This is a genomic window from Nitrosomonas oligotropha (assembly GCF_009833085.1).
GTDB lineage: Bacteria > Pseudomonadota > Gammaproteobacteria > Burkholderiales > Nitrosomonadaceae > Nitrosomonas > Nitrosomonas oligotropha.
This window is the reverse complement of record NZ_QRBZ01000012.1, coordinates 43,614-69,367: the sequence shown is the minus strand read 5'-3', so window position 1 is coordinate 69,367 and position 25,754 is coordinate 43,614. Positions and strand designations below refer to the sequence as shown.

Below are 25,754 nucleotides of genomic sequence, written 5' to 3'. Positions count from 1 at the left end.
TCCTCAGCCGGTTCATGTAAAATGACGCATTATGATCGACTTGCAACATTACCAGCGTTTAGCCCGAAAACTGGCGCCTTACTGGCAGTTACTCTTGCTGGCATTATCCGCCATGCTGATCGTAGCGGCATTGCTGGCGTTCCTGCCCCTACTCGTGAAGCACATGCTGGCAGGCGCATTTGTCCTGCAAGACCCCGCACTGATACAAACCACGTCGCTGACGATGGTTGCAGTATTTACCGCGCGCGCATTGGCGGGTTATATCAGCCTCTACGCCACCGGTAAAGCCGGCGGCAAGTTAGGCGCGGATTTGCGCATGGAATTCTTTAACAAGCTGCTGACGCTGCCAGTCCGTTGTTACGCGCATTTCAATTCTCATCAGACCGGCGCGCTGATAGCGCATATCGATACGATTACACAAACCGCCACCGGGCACATCGCACGGTTAACGCAAGATTGTCTGACGATTGCCGCATTAATGATTTGCACGCTGCGTCTCAATCAAGAATTTGCCATCCTGCTCCTGCTGGCGATACCGCTCATTCTGTTGATCCATCAAATGACTCAGAGCCGTTTCAATAAACCCGGCTATCAACACTCACCGGCGGCTGACGATCTGATTGAACAGTTAGCGCAATCCGTCGCGCACTACAGAAAAATCCGGCTGGACGGCGGGCAACAGCATGAAAGCCAGCGTCTCGGCAAAATTTCCGGAGCGATGTATCAAGCCGGCATACAGCAAGTGCGGATCAGGTCCATGGTAATTCCCGCAGGCCAGTTCATCATGATGTTGATTATGCTCGCCGTGGCCTACATTATTGCGCTGCAAGCGATCAATGGCGCGCTCGGTCTGCCCGAAACCGCCGCGCTGATCACCATCGTATTGCTGTTCATCCTGCCGGTACAACGCATCGCCAATCTGCCCAAGCAACTGGAACATGATCAAGCGATCCTGGAAGCCATTTTTGCATTCCTCGATCAGCCATCCGAACAGGATAGCGGCACCCTCGGCATTCCGCAGGACTGCGCCAAGCTGGTATTTGACCAGGTGCGTTGCGAAGACGACGCAAGCGCCAAGCCGATTCTCAATCACATGCAGTTCACCGTACGGCCGGGCGAGGTCGTGGTGTTTACCGGCCATACCCTGGAAGAAAAAAATGCATTGATCGATTTGATACTGCGTTTGCGGCAACCGGCCAGCGGGAAAATCTTACTGAATGACCAGCCGCTGCCGGATATCCAATTAAACCGTTTGTACGCGAACATTGCTTTGGTTTCCCCGGATACCTTTCTACTTGACGAAAAAATCGCCGGAAACATTGCCTATGGCGCGATGCGTTGCAGCAATGAAGCAAAAATCACCGCAGCCGTGCAAGCATCGCACGCCATCGAATTTGTCCGGCACATGCCCGATGGCTTGCAAACCGATATCAGTTCCAAAGGCACGGCGATCACCCAGCACCAACTGCTGCAGCTCGCCATCGCGCGGGCATTTGTGAAAGATCCTCGCATCTTGATCCTGGACGAATTATTCACACCCCATGAACACGATCCGGGAAATCTGCTGCCCATCTTGGAAAAATTGATGCAAAACCGCACCACGCTGATTTTCAATCCATCGATCCCGCAATTGCAAACGATCGACCGAATCTTTGTGCTGGAAAATGGCTGTATTGCCGAAAGCTTAAGAGCAGCGGATAGTTTTCAGCGCACTTAACTCAATTCAAATTCACCCTGCTGGCGATGAAAGGACGCACTGGCGTTCAAGAATGCACTACTTACCGTTCCAATCTTTACTATTATATTCCGGCACCCAATTTACCAGCTGATCGCGGACTTCCTGATCGCTTAACACCGAAATCTTATTCAACCACGCCGTCAAATCGGATAACCACTGTTCATCGACTTGGCGCGCTTGTGCGATACGCAATTTTTGATGCGGTGTGGGGAGTGTATTTTCGCTGGCGGACAATAGCTCTTCATGCAGTTTTTCTCCTGGGCGCAATCCGCTGAAAACGATACGGATATCGTCTTCCCCCAATCCGGATAAATGGATCAGATCATTGGCCAGGTCGACAATTTTGACCGGATCGCCCATATCCAGCACGAAAATTTCCCCGCCGCCATCGGTGCCGCCCATCAATGCCGCTTGCAATACCAGTTGCGCCGCTTCGGGGATGGACATGAAATAGCGCGTCATTTCCGGATGGGTGATAGTAATCGGGCCGCCTTTGGCAATCTGCTCGCGAAATTTCGGAATAACGCTGCCGGTGCTGCCCAGCACATTGCCGAAACGCACCATCACAAAACAAGTCGGGCGCGATTGGTCATTCTGATCCGGCTGGTTATGCTTAGCCGCGATGGATTGCTGCAGGGCCTGGCATACCATTTCCGCCAGGCGCTTGCTGGCACCCATGACGCTGACCGGATTGACCGCTTTGTCGGTCGAAATCAGAACAAATTTTTCCACCGCGAAACTGATCGCGACCTGCGCCAGCACATACGTGCCCAGCACATTATTCAGCAGCGCCTGGTAAGCATTTTCCTCTTCCATCAGCGGCACATGCTTGTAAGCAGCGGCATGAAAAACCACGGCGGGATGGAATTGCGAAAACAATTGCATCATGCGCGCGCGATCCTTGACATCGCCAATCACGAACGACATTTTCATCGCAGGAAAGCGCGGCAGAAATTCTTCCTGAATGCTGTAGAGCGCAAATTCGTTCAATTCCAAAAAAACGATACGATCCGGTTCAAACGCGGCCAGCTGGCGGCATAGCTCGGAACCGATCGAACCGCCCGCTCCCGTTACCAGAATCACTTTTCCCGTCAACAAACCGTGCAAACCGTCATCGTCCAGAACCACCGGCGCCCTGCCGAGCAAGTCGTCCAGCTGAATTTCGCGGATATTCGTCACCATCGCCTTGCCGCTGATCAGATCCGCGTACGACGGCACCGTCATCGCTTTTACATCGATTTCCGAGCACATTTCCAAAGCTTTACGGTGAATCTGGCGTGACACCGACGGTGTGGCGATAATCACATGCTCGACATTCAGTGTATGCACCCAGTGCGGCAACTCGTCGATCCTGCCCAGCACCCGGATCCCTTGCAAACGTGTGCCCAACTTGCGCGGATCGTCGTCCAGCATACCGACCACATGCCATTCGCGGCTTCCCGTCAATGCCTTGACCAGGTTCACCGCGGTGCTGCCCGCGCCAATGATCAAAACCAGTTTGGCTTCATTACTTTCCAAGCCGTACAGGCGGCGCTCTTTCCAGGCGCGATAGATCAAACGGCTGCCACCCATGATCAGCATTAACAGCAATGGCGCCAGCACGACCACCGCCCCAGGAATTTTAGCCAGAAAACCGGACAACCACAGAAGCAACAGCTCGGTTAACAAGCCGGACATTATTGCCACAAAAATGCGCTTCAAATCGGGCAGACTGGCATACCGCCACAGCCCCCGATACAGTCCGAGCCACAGAAAGAAACCGCCTTGCACCAGCACTAGCCAGGGCAGCATTTCCAGCAATAACCGAACCGAATCAGCTGGAATCTCAAAATTGAAACGGAATAAATAAGCCAGCCACCACGCCACTGCGATCGCAATGAAGTCATGGGTGAAAGCAATGAATGTGCGTATTCCGTATTTTTTGAGAAGCATGCTATCCCCGGTTGGAATAATATTTCCGGTGGCAATCAGAGAGAAACATAAACAGCAGATAAATGCTTCCCCAGGCCATGGCGACCCTGCTTTGCACCGTCAGATCCTGCCCGCCTGCCCAGACCGCGCAGCCGCCGGCAGCCAGCATCAGCGCATAACTTAACAGTGCAGTATTGCGATGACCCAAGCCGCTTTGCACCATGCGTTGATAATAATGTTCACGATGCGCCTGCCAGATTTTCTCGCCGCGCATCAGGCGCTTGGTTATCGTTACCGTCGCATCCGCGATGAAGGGTGAAAATATCAGCACGGGCACCCATAGCGACCACAGTCGATCGAGCCATCCCAATATTCCCAGCGCCGCCGCCAGAAAACCAAGCGGCACTGCGCCCGAGTCGCCCATGAAAATACGCGCGGGATGAAAGTTGTAGCACAAAAAAGCCAGGGCCGCCGCCGCTATCGACCAATTGATCACGGCAAAATCGCTATTTCCGGCCAAGTATGCAAACAAACCATAGTATCCAAACCCGATTACCGCCATCCCGCCGGCCAGCCCGTCCGAACCATCCATGAAATTATATAAATTGGACATCCAGATCACCGCAGCCGTAACACACAGCACAGTCAATCCACTCGTGACATCCAGTAAAAAAACCGCAGCAAACGCGGCAGCAACGATGCTGTGGACCAGTAACCGGCACCACACCGGCACATGCCGGATATCGTCAAGCAATGATATTACCATCAGTAAGCCGACACCGGCCCAAACGGTTAGCGGAATCGCTACGGAAAAACACAACCATGTGATGAGTACACCCGATAACAAACCCAATCCGCCGGTGCGCGGTACGGGCACAGTATGAAGCGAACGCGCATTAGGATGATCCAGCCCCCAGCGCGCCTTTCTTTTAATCAACCATAAAATGGAGAAGAATGATAAAACAAACGATAACAGTGGCGCTGTGATAATTGTCACGGGAAAATCCAACACCTGCCTTTATGACCGGATCATCCGGGGTGGATCAATAAAAAAATAATCCACTTTCTCATCGTGTATGACAAGAAAGTGGCATCGGAAAAACCAGCTCAGCTAGCCTGAAACAACCTTAGAACATAGGCTTAGCCGCATAGCTCTTGTGAGCGGCTGCGGCTGCGGCGCCGCGTTCCACTTTCATACCCAAGTCGGATAATATGGTTTCCACTGCATTCAAGCAGAAAATCACATTTTCCACCCGGCAGGAGGTGCCCATCAAGCCAAAACGCCATACTTTCCCGGCGAAATCTCCCAGCCCTGCGCCAATTTCAAGATTGTACTCATCCAACAAGCGGCGGCGTACTTCTTTTTCATCGACACCGGCCGGTACAAACACGGAATTCAGTTGCGGCAAACGATGTTCCTCTTTCACCACATAATTCATGCCCAATGTCGCAAACCCGGCTTTTAGCGCCTCATAATTATAGCGATGGCGCGCCCAGGAATGTTCCAATCCTTCTTCCGCCAGCATCAGCAAGGATTCATGCAAGCCATACAACGCATTGGTTGGCGCGGTATGGTGATAAGTCCGTGCGGACGATCCCCAGTAATTCAACAGCAGGCTGATATCCATAAACCAGCTATGCACCTTGCTTTTACGATTTTTAACCAGCTCGGTCACGCGGTCGGAGAAACTCACAGGTGACAAGCCCGGTGGACAGGACAAACATTTCTGGCTGCCGGAATAAATCGCATCGATGCCCCACTCGTCCACTCTGATCGGTGTACCACCCAGCGAAGTCACGGTATCGGCGATGGTCAGACAATTGTATTTGCGTGCGATTTCGCACAATGTTTTAGCATCCGACTGCGCACCGGTAGAAGTTTCGGCATGAACAAACGCGATAATTTTGGCATCGGGATTCTTTTTCAGCGCATCTTCCACTTTCTGCGGATCAACCGGCTCACCCCATTTATCGTCAACTACCACGGCAACACCGCCATGACGCTCGACGTTTTCGATCATACGGCCGCCAAACACGCCGTTACGGCACACGATGACTTTATCGCCCGGTTCGATCATATTGACGAAACACATTTCCATCCCCACCGAGCCAGGCCCGGAAACCGGGAAGGTCATGCGGTTCTTGGTTTGGAATGCATAGCGCATCAAGCCTTTGATTTCTTCCATCATCTCGGTGAAAACAGGATCCAAGTGACCCAAGGTCGGACGCGCCATGGCGTTCAGCACGCGCGCATGCGTATCCGACGGACCAGGTCCCATCAAAACACGTTGCGGCGGATAAAAAACTTTAACTTCTTTTTCGGGGCGAAAATCTTCGGTATTCATGAACAATCCTAAGTTAATAATAGAGTCTGATTTATTTTTGAAAAACAGTGATTCTAACAATTGAAAGCAGAGTTTACTATAAGCAAAGACATACTCAATAAATTATCCTTATGGATAGACTAAGCGATTCTCACAACTCACTGAATTTATCGCTGAAGAATGAATATCAACTCGCCCATAAAACATGCGAGATCACCCTGCGGTATTGTTTTTTCCTGAGTGGAGTATTGAGGTTGCTGCATATACAAAGGTGATGACGGAATTCTTTTCTTCATCTCAATCCGCCACAGCTCTCGGCTGGCATGCATCATCTATCCATGATCCCCAAATAATCATTTTCTTGCATATTAAAACTTATCTCATACTTTAAGTACATGCTAGAATATGCTTACGTATTCAGCAGATTATTTCTTACTCTTACGATCATAAAGTATAAGAGGTAAATTGCATTATCAGTCAAAATCATAATAGAGTACGCCAATGAGGGCCATTTTTTAAACTTGTTAAATCTTAATAAAAGGATAAAAAATGACAAAAATCATTAGACAATGGCTTGTAGTTTCTGCGGTAGCATCAATCGGATTAGGTGTATCGAGTACATCCATAGCTGCGGTAGCAGTATCGTGGACGGGACCTTCTCCTCTGGCGACCTATTCTGTAGGCGAAATAGTCAACCCATTTGGCAATGCCAACGCCAGCGGCATCATCGGTGGCACAGGCCTTGATCTGGCCTTAGTCCTCGATTCATCGGGCAGCATGAGCACTATAAACAGCGGAAAGTCCCGCAACGCTTGGTTGGAGGAAGCTTCTGCCGCACTGGTAAACGCTCTGCCGGTGGATAGCACTTCGGTAGCTGTCATCGATTTCGACAGTAGTGCCTCGCTATTGCAAGGGCTCACACCGTTATCCAGTGGCTCAGCTTCGGTGCTTTCAGCAATCACAGCAATAGACGCTTCAGGTGGAACTGCCATTGACGCTGGTATTGACCGTGCAAGTACCGAGCTTACTGGCTCCAACCATATCGACGGCCGCACCCAAATGATGGTAGTAGTGTCTGACGGTGAAAGCAACCGTGCTGCTGCGGTCGCCAGCGCCACCGCCGCACTGGGTTTGGGTGTCGACGCTATCCATACCGTAGGCATTCCCGGCCATAACGTGTTGACAATGCAGAGTATCGCTACCGCAGGAAACGGCATCTATACCAACGCCAGCGATCTAACTAGTTTAGTAGACTTGTTCAATGGCACGGCTGGTAATCTAGTGGGTATTGATTACGTGGATGTGACGATGAATGACGGTTCGTTCATCAGCCATATCGCTATCGATGGTCTAGGAAACTTCGTATTACCCGATGCTACGCTATTCTTCGGCGCTAATGTGTTTACTGCTGTTGCATACGATACGCTAGGTAATAGTGCTACTGCAGAATTGATCCTCACTGCAGTACCCGAACCCAGCACCTACGCAATGCTCGGATTGGGTCTTGTGTTAGTAGGCTGTGCATACCGTCGCCGCATCGCTTGATTATGCGCGCAACATAAACTGAAGCCGCACTTCAAAAAAGTGCGGCTTCTTTATTTTCTCAGTCATCACTTCAAGCATAACCACTTTATAGCTTTCCATTGCTTTTTCCAAAATTCAAACTTAAAATGCCACTCGTTACTCGCTTTCTAAAATGCCCGTTGAACGATTGGTGGCGTAGCAACTCAAAAAGCGGTAACGCAATGGGAAACTAGGGTTCCGGCCAGTGTAATAAAAGGCGTCAGGTCCAAGAGTTTCCGGTCTCGTGATAACGAGGCTCCACGGAGGGATAAAAGCCCGGGAGATTAAGCGTAATGTGCTCGAAGTACATTACAATCCCGCTAAACCCTTTGGTATGGAGACTGGTTATGTCAGATTCAACAAAACAAATCTCTGCTGCGCAAAATGCCCCTGTGGCAAGCGATACGCTGAGCCGCAGCATGAGTGTATGGCACAGTTTCACGCTCGGTTTTGCGGTGGTCTCACCGGTGGCCGGACTGTATGCCATCATCGGCGTACAAACGGTGGTCGCCGGTGGCGGCTGGTTTGCCGCGCTGGCGGTTTGTTTGCTCATGCAGTTATTGGTGGCTACCGTTTACGCCGAATTGTCTTCACAATTTCCGATTGCCGGCGGCGCTTATAAGTGGGCGCGGCAACTCGGCGGCGCGATCGCCGGGCAATATGCCGGTGTGATTTATATTTGCTCCACCATCGCCATGGTCACCACGACCGCTTATACCGGCGGCTTCTGGCTCGCCACCTTTTGCGGATCGCCGGGGGCTGGCGGCGGTATGATGGTGCTGTGGGGTGCCCTATTTCTGCTGCTTTGCACATTCCTCAATCTAGCCCCGGTCAGTATTTTCAATCTGGTCATCAAACTGGGTGTTTACGCGGAAGTCGCCGGGTCATTCGGCGTGGCGCTGTTATTATTCTTTTTCTTCCGCCAGCATCCTGTCATGGAATTGTTCCAGCACATGGGCACCGGCACAGCTCCCAGCGAAATGGCTGCTTTTCTGGCCGCACTGGCCATTGCCGGTTGGGCTTTTATCGGTTTCGATGCCTGCTCCACCACCGCGGAAGAAACGCATCAACCGAAGCGCATGGTGCCCCGCGCCATTTTCATGTCGCTACTCGTCGTCGGCACAGTCGTCTTGTTCAATTCAGCCGCGCTGATTCTGGCCTTTGAACATGACACCTTGAGAAATTCCAGCCATACCGCCGATCCGGTCACGCCCTTGATCGCCAGCAGCATCGGCGATTGGTTTGAGAAACCGTTTCTGGCCATCGTGATGACGGCTTTCCTGGCTTGCGGCGCATCGATGGTCAAATACACCTCGCGCATTGTTTTTTCCATGGCGCGCGAAGGCAATATGCCCGCAGTATTGAGTCAAGTCACGGCGAGCAAAACGCCGCGTAACGCGGTTCTCTTTACCGTTCTGCTGGCGGGTTGCGGGTTGATTTTCGGGCTCAATGACGATGCCGTGGCCACCATCATCGCGTTCGGCACCGGCGGTTTATACGCCATGTTCACGTTCACCACCGGCTTTGCCTTGTTTGCCCGGCTCACAGGACGGTGGAATCCCGCATTGGGCGAATTAAAGCTGGGCGCGTGGGGATTGATCATCAATGGCCTGGCGTTTATCTGGTCATTGTTTGAGCTCATCAACATTGCCTGGCCGCGCCCTTATGCCATTTCCGCGGATGCGCCGTGGTGGCAGTTATGGGCGACGCCTCTGGTGCTGGGATGTATTTTAACCTGCACCACACTGTACATCCTGTGCAAAAAATGGATGCCCAGCAAGTCAACCCATTTTTAATGAGGAATTCATCATGAATCAACACAATAAACCCATCTGGCAACAACTCATTCCAGGCGGATGCCACTGGTCCGGGGTACTGCGGCGCGGCACCACGCTGCGTCTCACCGATGTCAGCGGAGGCGCGAATGCTGCTGTGCTATTCTTCAATCAGGAAGAAAAGCTGGAGCGCTATAACATGGCGGACACCCTGAAATCGCAGCATACTTTCCGCCTCACCAAAGGCCATGCGTGCCATTCCGATATGGGACGGATATTTTGTTGCATCACAGCCGATACCGCCGGTTGGAACGACACCGTATGCGGCCTGAGCGACGCCAATCTGATCCAGCAAAAATACGGCACCGCGCGTTATCAGGAGCACCGCAATCAAATGTTCCGCAGCGGCCTGGACGGCATGCTGATCGAACTGGGGAAATGGGGGCTGGGCATGCGCGATGTGGTCGCCAACATCAATTTTTTCAGTAAAGTGACCGCCGATCACTTGGGGGAACTGCAATATCAAGTCAATCACAGCAAAGCGGGCGATTATGTCGACCTCAGTTTTGTCATGAATACCTTGATGATATTGTCCGCCGCACCGCATCCGTTGGATCCGGGGAAACCGTATCAGCCCGGCGCGGTCAATCTGGAACTATTCGATACGCCAGCGGATGCAGCCAGCGAATGCCTGCATATCGCCGAAAATATCCGCGCGCTGCAGAACGCGCAACACTTTTATTGCGAGGGTAAACAATGAATACCTCTACTCAATTTGCCAGTCCGCTCGATCCCAGCCAAGCGCTGATCAATGAAATTTGCCCGGCCGGTGAGCCGTGGGTCAAAGCAATCAAACGCGGACAAACATTCCGCATTGTCGATCTGGAAGGCAATCAAGCGGTCGATACGCTGTTTTACAATGCGCACGACGCGCAAGAACGCTACAGCGCGACCGATACCATCAACCGGCAGAATAAACTGTACCTGACCACCGGCAGCAAGCTGTATTCCAACTCCGGCAATGTCATGCTCACGATCGTTGCCGATACCTGTGGGCGGCACGACACGCTCGGCGGTGCTTGTGCAGCAGAAAGTAATACCGTGCGCTATGCCCTGGAGAAATTTCCGATGCACAGTTGCCGCGACAATTTTCTGCACGCTTTGGCGCACGATCCGCTGTGCCAGCAATTGGGCATGAGCAAGCGCGACCTGCCCAGCAACATCAATTTCTTCATGAACGTGCCGGTCACGGAATCGGGCGGATTGGAGTTTGCCGATGGTGTTTCGGCGCCCGGTAAGTATGTCGAAATGCGCGCGGAAATGGATGTCGTGGTATTGATCTCGAATTGTCCGCAACTGAACAATCCGTGCAATGCCTATAATCCGACACCGATACGTTTACTGATTTGGGATTAACGCTAGTTTCGGATTCCGGAGGATCGTATGTTCAATAAAGTGCTCATCGCCAACCGCGGCGCCATTGCCTGCCGCATCATACGCACGCTGCGCCGCATGAACGTCACCAGCGTCGCGGTATACACCGAAGCCGATGCATTATCGCGGCATGTCAATGAGGCCGATGAAGCTTATTGCATCGGTGAAGGCGTCGCGGCCGACAGTTACCTGCGCACCGATAAGATCCTGGCCATCGCGCAGCAATCCGGCGCGCAGGCGATTCATCCCGGCTACGGGTTTCTCAGCGAAAACGCCGATTTTGCCGGACAGTGCGCGGCGCACGGTATTTGTTTCATCGGTCCGACGCCGCAGCAAATGCGCGCGTTCGGTCTGAAGCATACGGCCCGGGCGCTGGCGCTGGAAAATCAAGTGCCGCTGCTGCCCGGCACCGGTTTGCTGGCGAATCTCGACGATGCTTGCCATCAAGCCAAGCACATCGGCTATCCGGTGATGCTGAAAAGCACCGCCGGTGGCGGCGGCATCGGCATGCGTTTGTGCTGGAACCAGGATGAGCTGAGCGGCGCTTATGAATCGGTCAAGAATCTTGCGCAAAATAATTTCAAGGATGCCGGTTTGTTTCTGGAAAAATTTGTCGACCAGGCACGCCATATCGAAGTACAAATCTTCGGCGACGGTTACGGCCAAGTCGTCGCATTGGGCGAACGCGATTGCTCCATGCAACGGCGCAACCAGAAAGTCATCGAGGAAACCCCGGCGCCTCATCTCGCCCCGCCATTGCGCCGGGCGCTGCTGGACACGGCGGTGCGTCTCGGCCAAGCGGTCAATTATCAATCCGCCGGTACGGTGGAATATATTTTTGACGCTGCCAGCAACCAGTTCTATTTCCTCGAGGTCAACACGCGCTTGCAGGTGGAACATGGCGTGACCGAGGAAGTAACTGGCATTGACCTGGTGGAATGGATGGTGCGGCAAGCCGCGGGCGATTTGCCGCCGCTCGATTCCTTCAGCATCGAACCCCGTGGCGTATCGATTCAAGCGCGGGTTTACGCCGAAAATCCGGCCAAAGACTTTCAACCTTCCAGCGGCACACTCACGGCGGCGGAATTTCCCGCAGCGGCGCGCGTTGAAACTTGGGTCGAGCGCGGCATCGATGTATCCGCGTTTTACGATCCGATGCTGGCGAAAATCATTGCGCACGCGCCGGACCGGGAAAAAGCCATCGCGCGGTTGCAGGGTGCATTGGAAAGCAGTTCGTTACAAGGCATCGAAACCAATTTGGATTACTTGCAGCAAATTCTCAGCAGCGCGCAATTCCGCAACGGGCAATACACCACCGGCTTTCTCAATGGCTTTCATTATCGCGCGCATACCTTGGACGTTTTAGTCCCCGGCGTGCAGACCACCGTGCAGGATTACCCTGGACGGCTCGGTTACTGGCAGATCGGCGTGCCGCCCTCCGGGCCGATGGATGCGCTCGCGTTCCGCTTGGCCAACCGGCTGGTGAATAATGCCGCAAACCAAGCGGCGCTGGAAATCACCTTGACCGGCCCGACGTTGCGTTTCAACAGCGATTGCCTGATCGCCGTGACCGGCGCGGCGATCGAAGTCTATCTGGACAGCGCGCCGCTGCCCCTATGGCAGTCGCACGAAATCAAGGCCGGGGCGGTGCTGCAATTGGGCAAAATCAAGGATCAGGGTTGCCGGGCATACCTCGCGGTGCAAGGCGGATTTCAAGTGCCGGACTATCTGGGCAGTAAATCGACTTTCACGCTGGGGCAATTCGGCGGCCACGCCGGGCGTGCGCTGCGGGCGGGCGATGTGCTGCACATCACGGCAAAATACGAACCGGCGCAAACCGTGCTGGTGCCGGAATTGATTCCTCACTACACGCATCAATGGGAAATCGGTGTTTTGTACGGCCCGCACGCCGCGCCCGATTTTTTCACCGCTGCGGATATCGAAACGTTCTTCAACACGGATTGGAAAGTGCATCACAATTCCAGCCGCACCGGCGTGCGCCTGCTCGGCCCGAAACCGCAGTGGGCGCGCAGTGACGGCGGCGAAGCCGGTTTGCATCCGTCCAATATTCACGATACCGCGTACGCCATCGGCGCGGTCGATTTTACCGGTGACATGCCGATCATTCTGGGGCCGGATGGCCCGAGCCTGGGCGGTTTTGTCTGTCCCGTGACCGTGGCTCATGCCGAATTATGGAAGGTCGGACAACTCAGACCGGGTGACCAGATCCGCTTCCGCCCGCTGACGATGGAACAAGCGCAAACGCTGGAAAAACAGCAGAACGAATCGATCCGGTCGTTGCATGCGCCGCCCGCATTAGCATCCAGCGGTGCGATTGCAGCATTGCCGAGCCCGATTCTGCATCAGATCGCCGAAGGCCCGCAACAAATGGCGGTGACGTACCGCCAATCGGGCGATCACAACTTGCTGGTGGAATACGGTCCGATGGTGCTGGATCTGGACTTGCGCTTTCGCGCGCATGCCTTGATGGAATGGCTGCAACACGTCAATTTGCCCGGCATTATCGATCTCACGCCGGGAATCCGCTCGCTGCAAATTCATTTCGATGCGCAAATTCTGCCGCGCGACAGCCTGCTGCAAACCTTGCTCGCCGCGGAACAGTCGCTGCCGGACAGCGCCAGCATGTCCGTGCCGTCGCGTATCGTGCATTTACCGCTATCCTGGGACGATGCGGCGACGCGCCTTGCGATCGAGAAATATATGCAATCGGTGCGCAGCGACGCGCCGTGGTGCCCGAGCAATATCGAATTCATCCGCCGTATCAATGGGCTGGATAGTATCGAGGCGGTGCATCGTATCGTGTTTGACGCCAGTTACTTGGTTCTGGGTTTGGGCGATGTGTATTTGGGCGCGCCGGTCTCGATACCGGCCGATCCGCGGCATCGCCTGGTCACCACCAAGTACAATCCGGCGCGAACCTGGACACCGGAAAATGCCGTGGGCATCGGCGGTGCGTACTTATGCATTTATGGCATGGAAGGCCCGGGCGGTTATCAATTCGTCGGGCGCACGCTGCCGGTATGGAACCGCTACCGTCAAACCGCCGATTTCAAGGATGGCAAACCTTGGCTGCTGCGTTTCTTCGACCAGATCCGTTTTTATCCGGTCAGCGAAAGCGAGCTGCTGAAATTGCGCAAGGATTTCATCCGCGGGCAATTTCAACTGCGCGTTGAAGAAACCACGTTCAGTTTGCAGCAACATCACCAGTTTCTGCAACAAAACCAAGCGGCGATCCATGACTTCAAAACCCGGCAGCAAGCCGCCTTTGAAGCCGAGCGCGAACGCTGGAGCATCAACGGGCAAATGGAGTTCGCCAGTGAATCGGATCTCGATGAAGCCGATGCGCAAAGCGAGCTGGATTTACCCGAAGGCAGTCACGCCATCGCCTCGCCGGTCACCGGCACCGTGTGGAAAATACTGGCCCAGGAAGGCCAGCAGGTTAAGGCTGGCGATGTCTTGATCGTCATCGAAGCGATGAAAATGGAAATTGCCGTGGAAGCTCCGCTCAGCGGCACCGTCGAACGCATTCTGTGCCGCCAGGGAGATGGTGTCTCCGCCGGGCAATTGCTCGCCGTACTGAAGAAGACTGCGCCATGATTGACGATAATCCGCAACAACACAGCAGAAAAACATACTGGCTGGAACGGTGGGAGCGGAATGACACCGGTTTTCATCAGAACGGGACCAATCCGTATTTGCTTGAATTCTGGCACACATTGCAACTGAGCCGTGACAGTACCATCTTCGTGCCGCTGTGCGGCAAGAGTCAGGATATGCTGTGGCTGCGTCAACAGGGACATGCGGTGCGGGGTGTCGAGTTAAGCACCACGGCGGCGCAGGCATTTTTCAGCGAAAACGCTTTGACAGCGCAAAGCCATTCGCATGGCCGGTTCATGCGTTGGGAAGCGGATGATATCGCTATTTTGTGCGGCGATTTTTTCGATCTGAGCACAGAAGACATGCGCAATGTCAGCGCTGTATACGACCGCGCCGCGTTAATCGCGTTACCGCCCGATCTGCGCAAACGTTATGTGGAGCATCTGCTGCGGATTGTTCCGGCGAATACGCAAATCCTGCTCATCAAACTCGATTATCCGCAGTATGAAATGACCGGCCCGCCCTTTGCGGTATCCTTGCATGAAGTAACTTCGCTGTTCCGGGCGCATGCCGGAATTACCCTGCTGTCGCAGCACAATGTACTGGCACAAAATCCGCGTTTCAGTGAGCGCGGAGTCAGCCGCTTGGAGGAAAGCGCGGTTCTGCTGAAAACATTGCCGCGGTGACGGTACGGAAAACCGCCAGAATTGCCGGTCAACTTACGCTTTTTTGCGGTTTTCCTGATCGATCAATAATTGCTCAAATTCTTGCTGGGGAACTGCGACCGAATAAAGAAAGCCCTGCACATAATCGCAACCGAAATGCGTCAGCAGATCCTGCTGCGCCTCGGTTTCAACCCCTTCCGCGATGGTCTTGATATCCAATTTATGCGCCATGACGATGATAGCCTCCACCAGCGCGCGATCGGTCGCATTGCCCATTAACTGATGCACAAAGGAGTAATCGATTTTTAGAAAATCGATATCGAACTTTTTCAGATAAGACAATGAGGAAAACCCGGTGCCGAAGTCATCGATGGAAACTTCAATGCCATTATTGCGAAGTTCCAGCAAATTCTGCTGCACCACGGTGGAATCCTTTAGCAACAAGCCTTCGGTAATTTCCACGTTGATGCAGTCACCGGGCAATCCCAGCTGGATCAGACTGTCGAGCCAGCGGTAATCGTTCATGTGCTTGAACTGGACCGGCGAAATATTCACGCTGATTTGTATAACATAACCCAGTCTCTTCCGCCATTGATCGATCAGATCGATCGATTCCCGGAATACCATTTCACCGATTTCCAGAATGAGACCACTCTCCTCCGCCAGCGGGATGAAGATGGCCGGACTGATCATGCCTCGTTTCGAATGATTCCAGCGCAGCAGTGCTTCGGCCTTGACAATGCGTTCGCTGGACAACTCCAGGATCGGTTGATAATAAACACGCAGTTCATTCTTGACGATGGCCTGCCGCAAATCTTGCATCAACAGCATTTTTTCATGCGCCGCTTGCTGCATGGAAGGAGTGAAGTAGCAAAAACGGTTACGCCCTTCCAGTTTCGCCGCATACATCGCCTGATCCGCATGCTTCATCAGGCTTTTCCGGTCGGCGCCGTCTTGCGGATAAAAAACGATACCGATACTGGGGGAAATGTAATGATCAGCCCGGTTATGACGGAGTTTAAAAGGTTTGTTCAGTTTCTGTGTAACCTGTTGCGCGATTGTTTCCGCCGCCTTATTGTCACCGCACTTCGACAGAATAATCGCAAATTCGTCCCCGCCCAAACGCGCAACGGTATCGGTTTTGCTGGCGCAGGATTTAATGCGCGAGGCAACTTCTCTCAGCAGTTCATCCCCTTTGTCATGCCCCAGCGTATCGTTGATATCCTTGAAATGATCCAAGTCCATCAGTAATAACGACAACGGTAATTTGCTGCGCTGCGACTTCTTGATTTCCTGATCCAGCAGCTCCTTAAACAAATTGCGGTTGGGCAATCCGGTTAATGGATCGTAATTGGCTTGAAACAGAATGATTTCGTCTTTTTTCTTTTTCTCGGTGATATCGGAAAACTGCGAAACATAATAATGGACATGCCCGGATGGATGACGGATCACACTGATATTGAGCCATTTGGCATAAATCGAGCCATCCTTGCGCAGATCCCAGATTTCTCCCTGCCAATGGCCTTCATCCAGAAGCTTGCGCTTCATTTCCTGATAAAAGGCTTCATCATGCCGGTTTGAGCGGAACATGGCCGGATCTTTACCCAGTACATCCGCCATCTCGTAGCCGGTCATGCGGGTGAAGGCCGGATTAACCTGAATAATCCGGTTATTCTCATCCATGACCATAATGGCTTCATTGCTCGACTGATAAATCGCCGCCGCCAGGCGCATCGAGTCACTCGCCTGCTTTTGCTTGGAAATATCCTGATAAATTCCGAGCACGCCGATGATTTCCTGCTGGGTACTGAGCAGCGGCACCTTGGAAGTCTCTATCCAAAGCTTTTCACCGGCGGCATTATTCAACGGTTCTTCGTAATACAGCATGGATTTTCCCGAACTGATCACCCGCTTGTCGTCATTACGATAGCGGTCCGCTTGTTCCTTTGTCCAGCTCAGATCGTAATCAACTTTACCGATAATTTCCTGCGGCGATGTCATCCCGGCATCCCGCGCAAAAATAGGATTGCAACCGAGGTAACACGACTGCTCATCCTTCCAGAAAATCCGCGCCGGAACCGTATCGACAATCGTTTTCAGCAGATTGCGCGATTCCGCCAGCTCGGCTTCCTTTATTTTCAGGTCGCTAATGTCGGTGATGGTGCCGACGAAACCCCGCACATTACCATTCTGATCGCGTTCCGCCTGCGCCTGTCCCAGAATCCAGGCCGTTGTCTGTTTATTAGTTTGAAAACGATACTCGCACATGAACGGCTGTTGCAATTGCACGGCTTCATTCCATGCCGCGATGACTCTTTCCCGGTCTTCCGGATGAATGGCTGCAATCCATCCATGACCTGCCGCTGCACCAGCATCCAGGCCGGTCATATGGCGCCAGCGTTCATTCACATATAAGCATTTACCCGCCGCATCGGTGCGGAAGATACCGACCGACGCGGCTTCGGTCAGACTGCGGAAAAGCTGCTCATTTTCCCGTAATGCGGTCTCCATTTGTTTCTGCGGGGTGGCGTCAACCAATACACCGTGCCAACGCGTATTGCCATCGGTTTCCCGCTGCGGTATCGAATAACCGCACAACCATTTCATCCCCATCGGGGTTTGCACGGGAAATTCATAAAACCAGGGGGTTAGCTTTTCCATGGAATCCCGGATGGATTCTTCCAAAGCCGGTACCGCATGGCCGGGTATCATTTGAAACAAAATTTCAACATCCGCCATGCAGTCGGCCGGCGTGCGTCCAACTAAATTTTCTATCCCGTCACTCATGAACGGAAGCGAACGGCATCCGGCGGCATCGACACAAAATTCATACACTGCGCCCGGTATGCTGGCGACCAAATTGCGGAAACGCTTTTCACTGGCTTGCAGCTCGGCAGTCCGCTGAATTACGGTGTGTTCGAGATTTTGCTTCAATGCCAGACTTTCCGCTTCGGCCGCTTTGCGTTCGGTAATATTCCGGAAAATGCCGCGCGTCGCAACCGGCTGGCCATCTGTAGCGTACAGGCTGACATTGCCTTCGACCATGATGGTTTGCCCATCCTTAGTCTGAAAGGGGATCTCGATTAATCCGGCATTCTCTCCCGCCATGATCCGCTGAATGAACGCTTGACACTGCGCATGGTGATTGGGATGAACGACATTGAAGATAGTCAATGTCGCCACTTCGCCGGCTGTATAACCGAGCGCTTCGCGCCAGGCGCGATTGACAAAAAGAAGACGGCCATCCGGTGCAACGCTCTGAATTAAGTCTTTCGTATCATCGAACAACTCTCTCAATTGTTTTTCACTCAGAACAATCGAAGCGAGAATTGCCACATCACAATCTAAAGGGTCCTTCGGAACAAAACCATCACTATTCATGCAATGAACTTACAATAAGAAAAAATTCGGAGCCGTGCTGCTGCTTAATCTTCGGATAGTGAGAGATAAAATTTCTCTCTAAAATACAAATGCCTGCGAATTATAGCGTATATGCGGCTGTTAAAAAATAGGGAATATATCCTATAGAAATAGGTTGAATTAACGGCTACTATCACTCGCCGCAAAAACCGGTGACCGGCATCAAAGCAGCGCTACCATACTCAGCGGCACGGCATAAATGCTGCAAAAAGCAGGCCAGCGCTGAAAATACACCGCGTTGAGGGTATTTAACAGTAAATCATCCGATATACCAATTTCAGGATGTAAATACTTTCAAATTAACCGGTTAATGAATCTTTATATCAAGATTACACCCGCATGTGACAAAAGTCACAAGCATAATTTGAATATATGGGTATATTTCCTCTCTGTTTTCATCTTCAAAGGTACTCAGTAGGTATTAAACTTAAAATCAGTTATCGCAATATCGATAGAGATATCGAAGCCGGAATGTAAAAATTGTCGTGATACTTTTACTGAGGAAGATGTTTTTACATTCGACCGTAGCTTGTGCGATGAATGATTTTATGACGAGGCCCTTTAATCCCTATTGCTTGCAATAGGGATTTTTTTTGCCCCGGCTTAGTCGGTCACCAGTACGGGTGTTATCGCCAGTTGCTGGCTGATGGTGTTGGCTGCCAGTTTCGCAACCGTTTGGTCGGGATAAGGACCGGCGTGAATTTTATACAAGCCGTTATCTTTTGTAATACTGACGGCATTCTTGAGCGACGGAAGCTTCTGCCTGACTTGCGTGAGAAAATTATGCGCGTTATCGGATGAGCCAAATGCGCCCAATTGCAGGTAAACCATATTCATCATCGCATCGCTATCGGCTGCGGGCAGCGATGCGGAGGGTTTGGCGCTGCTGGCCAATACGGCGGAACCTTCCGGCACGATGCTTTCGACTTCAACACGGCCGCTGCCGCCCGCCAGAATGCCCAATTTATAGGCTGCGGTATACGACAAATCGATCAAACGGTCGGACAAAAACGGCCCGCGGTCATTCAAACGCACGATCACGGATTTACCATTATCCAGATTGGTCACCCGGACATAACTGGGCAAGGGCAAGGTAGGGTGAGCCGCGGTCATGGCATACATATCGTAGACTTCGCCCGAAGCGGTATTATTGCCATGATAACGGCGGCCATACCAGGAAGCGATTCCGCGTTTTTTATACGACTTCAATTCCGTCATTGGTTTGAAATTCTTTCCCAATGCGACATAGGGTTGCATATTGGCCTGCCGCAACGGTTCAGCCTTGGGCACGGCATCCGGAATCAGATGCAAGTCAGCCGGGGGATTATCCTCCGGGCCATCGTCCAGATAATATCCTCCGCCTTTTCTGGCGGCTGAACCGGGGCCCTTGCCGGTATCCGGTAGGGACGCAACCCATTTGTTTTTTTGCTTCGAGGCGGTAGTGCCGGGGTACTGCGGTGTAGTGCTGCAAGCGGTCAATAACGCTAACACCATCACCGAGGCCATTCCAGCGCCCGGCGCGGTTCTTCCGGACAAATAGTGATGCGCCTTGTGAAATCTTGAATACAGGTTTGTCATGTCTTTACAAGTTTAGGATGTGTCTGAATACTCATCAAAATACCAAAACCAAGCAACATTGTCACCATCGACGTGCCGCCATAGCTGATCAATGGCAGCGGAACACCGACGATCGGAAGGATACCACTAACCATGCCCATGTTAACGAAGATATAAGTACAAAAAGTCAGTGTAATTGAACCGGCAATCAAGCGCGTGAACTGTGTCGAGGCATTGGCGGTAATCACCAGGCACCGGCCGATCACCAATAAATACAGCAGCAGCAATACCGTATTCCCCATTAAACCGAATTCTTCGGAAAAAACTGCAAAGATAAAATCAGTGCTTTGTTCCGGCAGAAAATCCAGCTGCGTCTGCGTGCCGTTCTGCCACCCTTTGCCCACAACTCCGCCGGAACCGATGGCGATGGACGATTGGATGGTGTGATACCCTGCACCGAGTGGGTCCTGTGAAGGATCAAGCAGCGTGATGATGCGCCGCCGCTGGTAATCATGCATGACCGTCCAGAATACCGGCAAACTGCCCGCCACCGTCACCATTAATCCGGCAATAATGCGCCACGACAACCCCGCCAGAAACAGCACGTAAAAACCGCTCGAGGCAATCAAAATGGCGGTGCCAAGATCGGGCTGGCGCAGAATCAGCAAAACCGGCAACAATAGCAGCACCGTTGCACCGATATAGTCTTTCAGACGCAACGTGATCTCATGTTTATCGAAATACCAGGCCATCATCAGCGGTATAGCGATTTTCATCAATTCGGACGGCTGAATGCGTGTCACGCCGATGTTCAACCAGCGTCTCGCGCCATTGTTGATTTCACCGAACAAAGCCACGCCGACCAGTAAAACCAATCCCAGGATATACATGGGCAAAGCCAGCCGCATAATCTGCTGCAATGGAATATTCGCAACCAGCCACATGATCACCAGCGCAATCAGCATGTTGATCACTTGATTGCTGACCCTGGCCATATTCGCCCCGGTGGCGCTGTACAGCACGATCAATCCGACAGCCATCAATGTCAGCAGCCCGATCAATAAAAAACTATCGATATAGCGTGTCAGAAAATGCCAGATTTTTTTAATGTCGTCCATGCTGGAGAGTTTCAGTATATTGGCGGATGCATCATCCGTAATCGCCTGCCGGTTTGTATTACCTATAAATGTTCATGATGGTGATGATGATCATGATCCGCGGCCGGTTCGGCCAATTGCGCAATCGCCGCTTCGGATGGTTTTCCCAACAGGAAATAATCGAACACTTGCCGGGCTATCGGCGCTGCGGTAGACCCGCCGGTTCCGGTATTTTCCACCAGCACCGCCAGCGCAATCTTAGGATTCTCGGCCGGTGCGTAAGCGATAAACATCGCATGATCGCGATGCCGCTCGTTGATCGCTTTTTCATTGTAGCGCTCCCCTTGCTTGATGGCGATCACTTGCGACGTGCCGGTTTTACCGGCGAAAGTATACGCCGCATTGGCCCCGGCTTTTGCCGCGGTGCCGCCGGGACGGGTCACATCCACCAGTGCGTTCTTGACCACTTCCAGATTCTTCGGTTTGAGATTCAGGCTGTACAGCAGCTTCGCCGGGATATCCTCCACTTCCCCGGTCTGGCTGTTTTGAATCTGTTTCACCAGACGTGGCGCATACGCTTTGCCGTTATTCGCAATGACCATGGTGGCGAACGCCAGCTGGAGCGGCGTGGCCAGATTATAGCCCTGCCCGATGGATACCGAGATGGTATCGCCAGCGTACCACTTTTGTTTATATTGACTCATCTTCCAGGCCGACGATGGCAGCAATCCAGCCACTTCGCCTTCGATATCGATCCCGGTTCTTTTGCCCAGACCGAATTGACCGATAAAGCTATGGATATTGTCGATTCCGAGATCGTTGGCGAGACTGTAGTAATAGGTGTCGCATGAAACAACCAGCGATTTATGCAAATCGACCCGGCCATGCCCGCCCGGTTTCCAGTCGCGGTAACGGCGGTCGACGCCCGGCAGGGAGAAGAAACCGGGATCGCTCATGCTATATTCCGGCGTGCGTTTTCCCAGTTCCAGCGCCGCCAGCGCCATGAACGGTTTGAATGTCGAACCGGGCGGATACACACCGCGCAGCGCCCGGTTGTTGAGTGGCCGGTCAATCGACTTGTTGAGCAGATTCCAGTTTTCCTGATCGATACCGCCGATAAAAAGATTGTTGTCGTACCCCGGCTTGCTGACAAATGCGAGCACTTCACCGTTATTCGGATCCAGCGCAACCAGGGCGCCGCGGCGGTCGCCGAATGCTTTTTCCGCGGCTTCCTGTAACCCGAGATCGAGCGATAGGATCAGATTACTGCCGGAAAGCGGCGGCGTGCGTGACAATACCCGAATGGAGCGCCCCGCCGCATCGGTCTCGACTTCCTCAAAACCGGTGATGCCGTGTAATTGTTTTTCATAACTTTGTTCGATGCCGATTTTGCCGATGTGCTGGGAACCTCGATAATTATGCAGCTCGCCGTTATTTTCCAGTTGATCGAGATCCTGATCGTTGATGCGGCTGATATAGCCGACAATATGCGACACAATCTCTTTCTCCGGGTATTGCCGCAGCACGCGCGCCTTAATTTCAACCCCCGGAAAACGGTAACGGTTCACCGCAAAAGTGGCGATTTCCTCATCGGTCAAGCGGCTTCGAACCGGCAAACTTTTAAAGCGCTTACTTTCCTTCAGCAATTTTTTGAAACGCTGGCGGTCGGTCGGTGTGATCTCGATAATGTCCGCCAATTCATTCAACGTCGCTTCAAGATCCTTGATCTGACTGGGTATGACTTCCAACGTGTAGGCTGAATAATTCTGCGCCAGTATCCTGCCGCTGCGGTCATAAATCAGCCCGCGGTTGGGCACCAGCGGCGAAATGGAAATCCGGTTCGCTTCCGCCAGCGTTTGATAGTGCTCCTGTTGCATAACCTGTAAATAGTAGAAACGCGCATACAAAATCAAAAACAGGATCAATACAAAACCCGCGCTGATGCTGAGGCGAAGACGGAATTTATGTAATTCGGCCGGATGATTTCTCAGTTCAACATGCTGCTTCATAACGCATCAGGATCTGGTTTTTGCCGCAGCAGCAGCGTAAACAGATAAGAAACAGGCACCCAGAGCAGCGCCCCCGCCACCGTAGCTAAATAATATTGCCAATCCGGCAATAAAGAATCCGTCGATAGCGCTACCAAGACAATGACCCATTGCATCATCAGCAGCACCAAACCAATCTGCGGCGCTTGTTTTACCGGCGTAAACAGCCGCAATCGGCGGCCAAAAACCAGAGTGAGATAGACCACGATACAATAAGCCAAGGCGTGCTGCCCCAGTATACCGGCGTTGCCGACATCCATCATCAATCCCAGGCCGAAAGCAACGCTCATACCCATTTTGTGCGGATAATTAATATTCCAATACGCGATCGTAATCGCTAAAAAGTCCGGGCGTAACAACAGGAATTCGCCCTCTAGCGGCAAGAAATTCAGAATCAATGCAACAATCAAACTGGCGGCGACAAACCAATTACTGGCAGGCACGAACACATCCTGTCTGATGAACTGGTCCTTGTTGGCATGGCCCGCTTTAATTTTTCCCGGGTTCAATTGCAGGCGTCTCTTGAGATTCATTGGATTCGGGTTGCACCAGTGCCAGAATCAAAACTTGCCGGTTCCGGTCCACACCGGCAACGGGTGTGCTGATAATCTGCGCGAAATCACCGGTCGGATCGCGCTCGATTCTTAACACCGCCGCAACAGGAATACCGGGAGGATAAACCCCGCCGATTCCGGAGGTAACCAGCAGATCGCCACGTTGAATATCGGTGTTCACGGATAAATAGCGCAATTCCAATTCATCGTTTCTACCGGTGCCGGACACCACCGAACGTAAACTGTTGCGCACCACTTGCACCGGCACCGAATGATCCTTATCGGTGAGCAGCGTGACTTCCGATGACCAGGGATACAACTGCGTGATTTGTCCGACGATGCCTTGATCGTCAATCACCGCTTGACCCAGCTGGATATGATGCTGACTGCCTTTATTCAAAGTAATCTTATGACTGAACGGATCGCGCGGCGTGTACAGAATTTCCGCCAGGACTGCTTTGGTTTTTGTGGCTGTTTCAATTTGCTGCACCGCGCCCAGCAGTTTGCGCAATTGCACATTCTCGGCTTCCAAGGCGTGCAATTTCAGCAGTTGTTCACGATTGTCCAGATAGAGCCGCCTGAGCTTCTCATTTTCCTCCAGCAAATAGAAACTAGCGATGAATTCGCCGATTTGATCGTAAATGCTGGCGGGAATATAAGCGATTTTCTGCAATGGAAAGATGATCACCCCGATAGTCTGGCGGAATTGCGGGAAATATTTGAGACGCGTATCTTCGGCGATGAGCAAACAAGACAATAAGGTGAATACAAACAGCCGCGTGAACGGGCCAGGGCCATGTCTGAAAAACTGAGGAACTGTTTCCATTACGTCCCGTATTCAAGTATCGATTTATTTTTCAACCAATATAAGGAAAGAGATAAAAATAATTAACCCGCCAATCGATTAGTCACGGGCAAAAATGCCGATGGACCGGTCCATGTTCTCCAGCGCGATACCGGCGCCGCGCACTACGCAGGTCAACGGATCATCGGCGACAATAACGGACAACCCGGTTTCTTCCATCAATAACCGGTCAATATCGCGCAACAACGCACCGCCACCGGTCATCACCATGCCTTTGTCGGCGATATCCGAGCCCAGTTCCGGCGGCGTATGTTCCAATGCCGACTTAACCGCACTGACGATGCTGTTCAACGGTTCCGCCAGCGCTTCGAGAATTTCGTTACTGGAAATGGTGAAACTGCGCGGTATGCCTTCCGCCAGATTGCGGCCTTTCACTTCGATTTCGCGCACTTCCGAACCGGGGAAAGCCGAGCCGATTTCCTTTTTAATGATTTCCGCGGTGACCTCGCCGATCAGCATGCCATAGTTACGGCGGATATAGTTGATGATCGCTTCGTCAAACTTATCTCCACCGACACGCACCGAATTGGAATACACGATACCACCCAACGAGATCACACCCACTTCCGTGGTGCCGCCACCGATGTCGACCACCATCGAACCGGTGGGCGATTCAACCGGCATATCCGCACCCAGCGCCGCCGCCATCGGTTCCTCGATCAATTCCACTTTGCGCGCACCTGCGCCATAAGCCGCTTCACGAATCGCGCGGCGTTCCACTTGCGTGGAGCCGTAGGGAACACAGATCACAATGCGCGGATTGGCGGAAAGCAGGCGTGGCGGATTCACTCTGCGGATAAACATCTTGAGCATCTGCTCGGTCACGGTAAAGTCGGCAATCACACCGTCCTTCATCGGACGGATCGCGGTAATGTTTCCCGGTGTGCGGCCCAGCATTTGCTTGGCGGCAAGACCCACTTGCTGGATCATTTTTTTGCCGTTGGCCCCGCTTTCTTCACGGATTGCGACTACAGAGGGTTCATCCAGCACGATACCTTGGCCGTGGACATAAATCAGCGTATTCGCCGTGCCCAGATCAATCGCCATGTCTGTCGAGAAATAGCTTCCAAGGATATTGTTGTTCAAGAAATTAAACATAGTGGCAGAATCCGTTATTAATAATTATGATGAGAGCGAATAATAAATAAAACCATCAAAAAATAATACGCCGGTTAAAACGGGGCA

At 52.4% G+C, this 25,754-nt stretch carries 17 protein-coding genes and 1 riboswitch; of the genes, 7 read left to right on the top strand and 10 right to left on the bottom strand.

Annotated elements, in window-relative coordinates; translation table 11 throughout:
* Positions 1 to 31: 31 nt before the first annotated feature.
* Positions 32 to 1,717, top strand: a complete 1,686-nt coding sequence (locus tag ABD07_RS04870) for an ABC transporter transmembrane domain-containing protein (RefSeq protein WP_160817366.1) — start codon at positions 32 to 34, stop codon at positions 1,715 to 1,717.
* Between the two features lie 57 nt (positions 1,718 to 1,774).
* On the opposite strand, the gene ABD07_RS04865 is transcribed toward ABD07_RS04870, so the two are convergent.
* The 3 genes from ABD07_RS04865 to ABD07_RS04855 form a co-directional block, all read right to left on the bottom strand.
* On the bottom strand, positions 1,775 to 3,670 hold the full coding sequence (locus ABD07_RS04865; RefSeq protein ID WP_160817365.1) for a polysaccharide biosynthesis protein: 1,896 nt from the start codon (positions 3,668 to 3,670) through the stop codon (positions 1,775 to 1,777).
* A gap of 1 nt (position 3,671) precedes the next feature.
* Entirely contained in the window at positions 3,672 to 4,646 is a 975-nt protein-coding gene (locus ABD07_RS04860) for an MraY family glycosyltransferase (protein ID WP_338040520.1), read from the bottom strand.
* Between the two features lie 130 nt (positions 4,647 to 4,776).
* Positions 4,777 to 5,994 carry a pyridoxal-phosphate-dependent aminotransferase family protein gene (locus ABD07_RS04855; RefSeq protein WP_160817363.1) on the bottom strand — a complete coding sequence of 406 codons (1,218 nt, stop codon included), beginning with the start codon at positions 5,992 to 5,994 and terminating at the stop codon, positions 4,777 to 4,779.
* Between the two features lie 528 nt (positions 5,995 to 6,522).
* On the opposite strand from ABD07_RS04855, the gene ABD07_RS14935 reads away from it, so the two are divergent.
* From ABD07_RS14935 to ABD07_RS04825, 6 genes are all read left to right on the top strand, one after another.
* A complete protein-coding gene (locus ABD07_RS14935) occupies positions 6,523 to 7,518 on the top strand; it encodes a VWA domain-containing protein (RefSeq protein ID WP_275689489.1) in 996 nt (331 codons plus the stop codon).
* Between the two features lie 197 nt (positions 7,519 to 7,715).
* A riboswitch (guanidine-I (ykkC/yxkD leader) is annotated at positions 7,716 to 7,821 on the top strand.
* A gap of 62 nt (positions 7,822 to 7,883) precedes the next feature.
* The gene (locus ABD07_RS04845; RefSeq protein WP_160817362.1) at positions 7,884 to 9,332 is read left to right on the top strand and encodes an APC family permease; all 1,449 of its coding nucleotides are present in this window, start codon (positions 7,884 to 7,886) and stop codon (positions 9,330 to 9,332) included.
* Between the two features lie 13 nt (positions 9,333 to 9,345).
* Positions 9,346 to 10,071 carry an urea amidolyase associated protein UAAP1 gene (locus tag ABD07_RS04840; protein ID WP_160817361.1) on the top strand — a complete coding sequence of 242 codons (726 nt, stop codon included), beginning with the start codon at positions 9,346 to 9,348 and terminating at the stop codon, positions 10,069 to 10,071.
* Positions 10,068 to 10,727 (top strand): urea amidolyase associated protein UAAP2, encoded by a 660-nt coding sequence (locus ABD07_RS04835; protein WP_160817360.1) that lies wholly within the window; start codon positions 10,068 to 10,070, stop codon positions 10,725 to 10,727. The genes ABD07_RS04840 and ABD07_RS04835 overlap by 4 nt, the downstream gene beginning before the upstream one ends.
* A 27-nt stretch (positions 10,728 to 10,754) precedes the next feature.
* Positions 10,755 to 14,363, top strand: coding sequence for an urea carboxylase (gene uca / locus ABD07_RS04830; protein WP_160817359.1), 3,609 nt, complete (start codon positions 10,755 to 10,757; stop codon positions 14,361 to 14,363).
* A complete protein-coding gene (locus ABD07_RS04825) occupies positions 14,360 to 15,049 on the top strand; it encodes a thiopurine S-methyltransferase (RefSeq protein ID WP_160817358.1) in 690 nt (229 codons plus the stop codon). The genes uca and ABD07_RS04825 overlap by 4 nt, the downstream gene beginning before the upstream one ends.
* 33 nt (positions 15,050 to 15,082) lie before the next feature.
* Here the strand turns inward: ABD07_RS04825 and ABD07_RS04820 are convergent, their stop codons facing one another.
* From ABD07_RS04820 to ABD07_RS04790, 7 genes are all read right to left on the bottom strand, one after another.
* A complete protein-coding gene (locus tag ABD07_RS04820; RefSeq protein ID WP_160817357.1) occupies positions 15,083 to 18,364 on the bottom strand; it encodes a PAS domain S-box protein in 3,282 nt (1,093 codons plus the stop codon).
* Between the two features lie 687 nt (positions 18,365 to 19,051).
* Entirely contained in the window at positions 19,052 to 20,026 is a 975-nt protein-coding gene (locus ABD07_RS04815) for a septal ring lytic transglycosylase RlpA family protein (RefSeq protein ID WP_160817356.1), read from the bottom strand.
* Complete coding sequence (gene rodA / locus ABD07_RS04810; RefSeq protein WP_160817355.1) at positions 20,023 to 21,123, bottom strand: rod shape-determining protein RodA; 1,101 nt, start codon at positions 21,121 to 21,123, stop codon at positions 20,023 to 20,025. The genes ABD07_RS04815 and rodA overlap by 4 nt, the downstream gene beginning before the upstream one ends.
* 62 nt (positions 21,124 to 21,185) lie before the next feature.
* Entirely contained in the window at positions 21,186 to 23,111 is a 1,926-nt protein-coding gene (mrdA, locus tag ABD07_RS04805) for a penicillin-binding protein 2 (protein ID WP_160817354.1), read from the bottom strand.
* On the bottom strand, positions 23,108 to 23,683 hold the full coding sequence (mreD, locus tag ABD07_RS04800; RefSeq protein ID WP_240142413.1) for a rod shape-determining protein MreD: 576 nt from the start codon (positions 23,681 to 23,683) through the stop codon (positions 23,108 to 23,110). Before mreD ends, mrdA begins: the two co-directional genes overlap by 4 nt.
* Entirely contained in the window at positions 23,640 to 24,530 is an 891-nt protein-coding gene (gene mreC, locus ABD07_RS04795; protein ID WP_108697283.1) for a rod shape-determining protein MreC, read from the bottom strand. The genes mreD and mreC overlap by 44 nt, the downstream gene beginning before the upstream one ends.
* A 78-nt stretch (positions 24,531 to 24,608) precedes the next feature.
* The gene (locus ABD07_RS04790) at positions 24,609 to 25,667 is read right to left on the bottom strand and encodes a rod shape-determining protein (RefSeq protein ID WP_090317483.1); all 1,059 of its coding nucleotides are present in this window, start codon (positions 25,665 to 25,667) and stop codon (positions 24,609 to 24,611) included.
* Positions 25,668 to 25,754 lie beyond the last annotated feature (87 nt).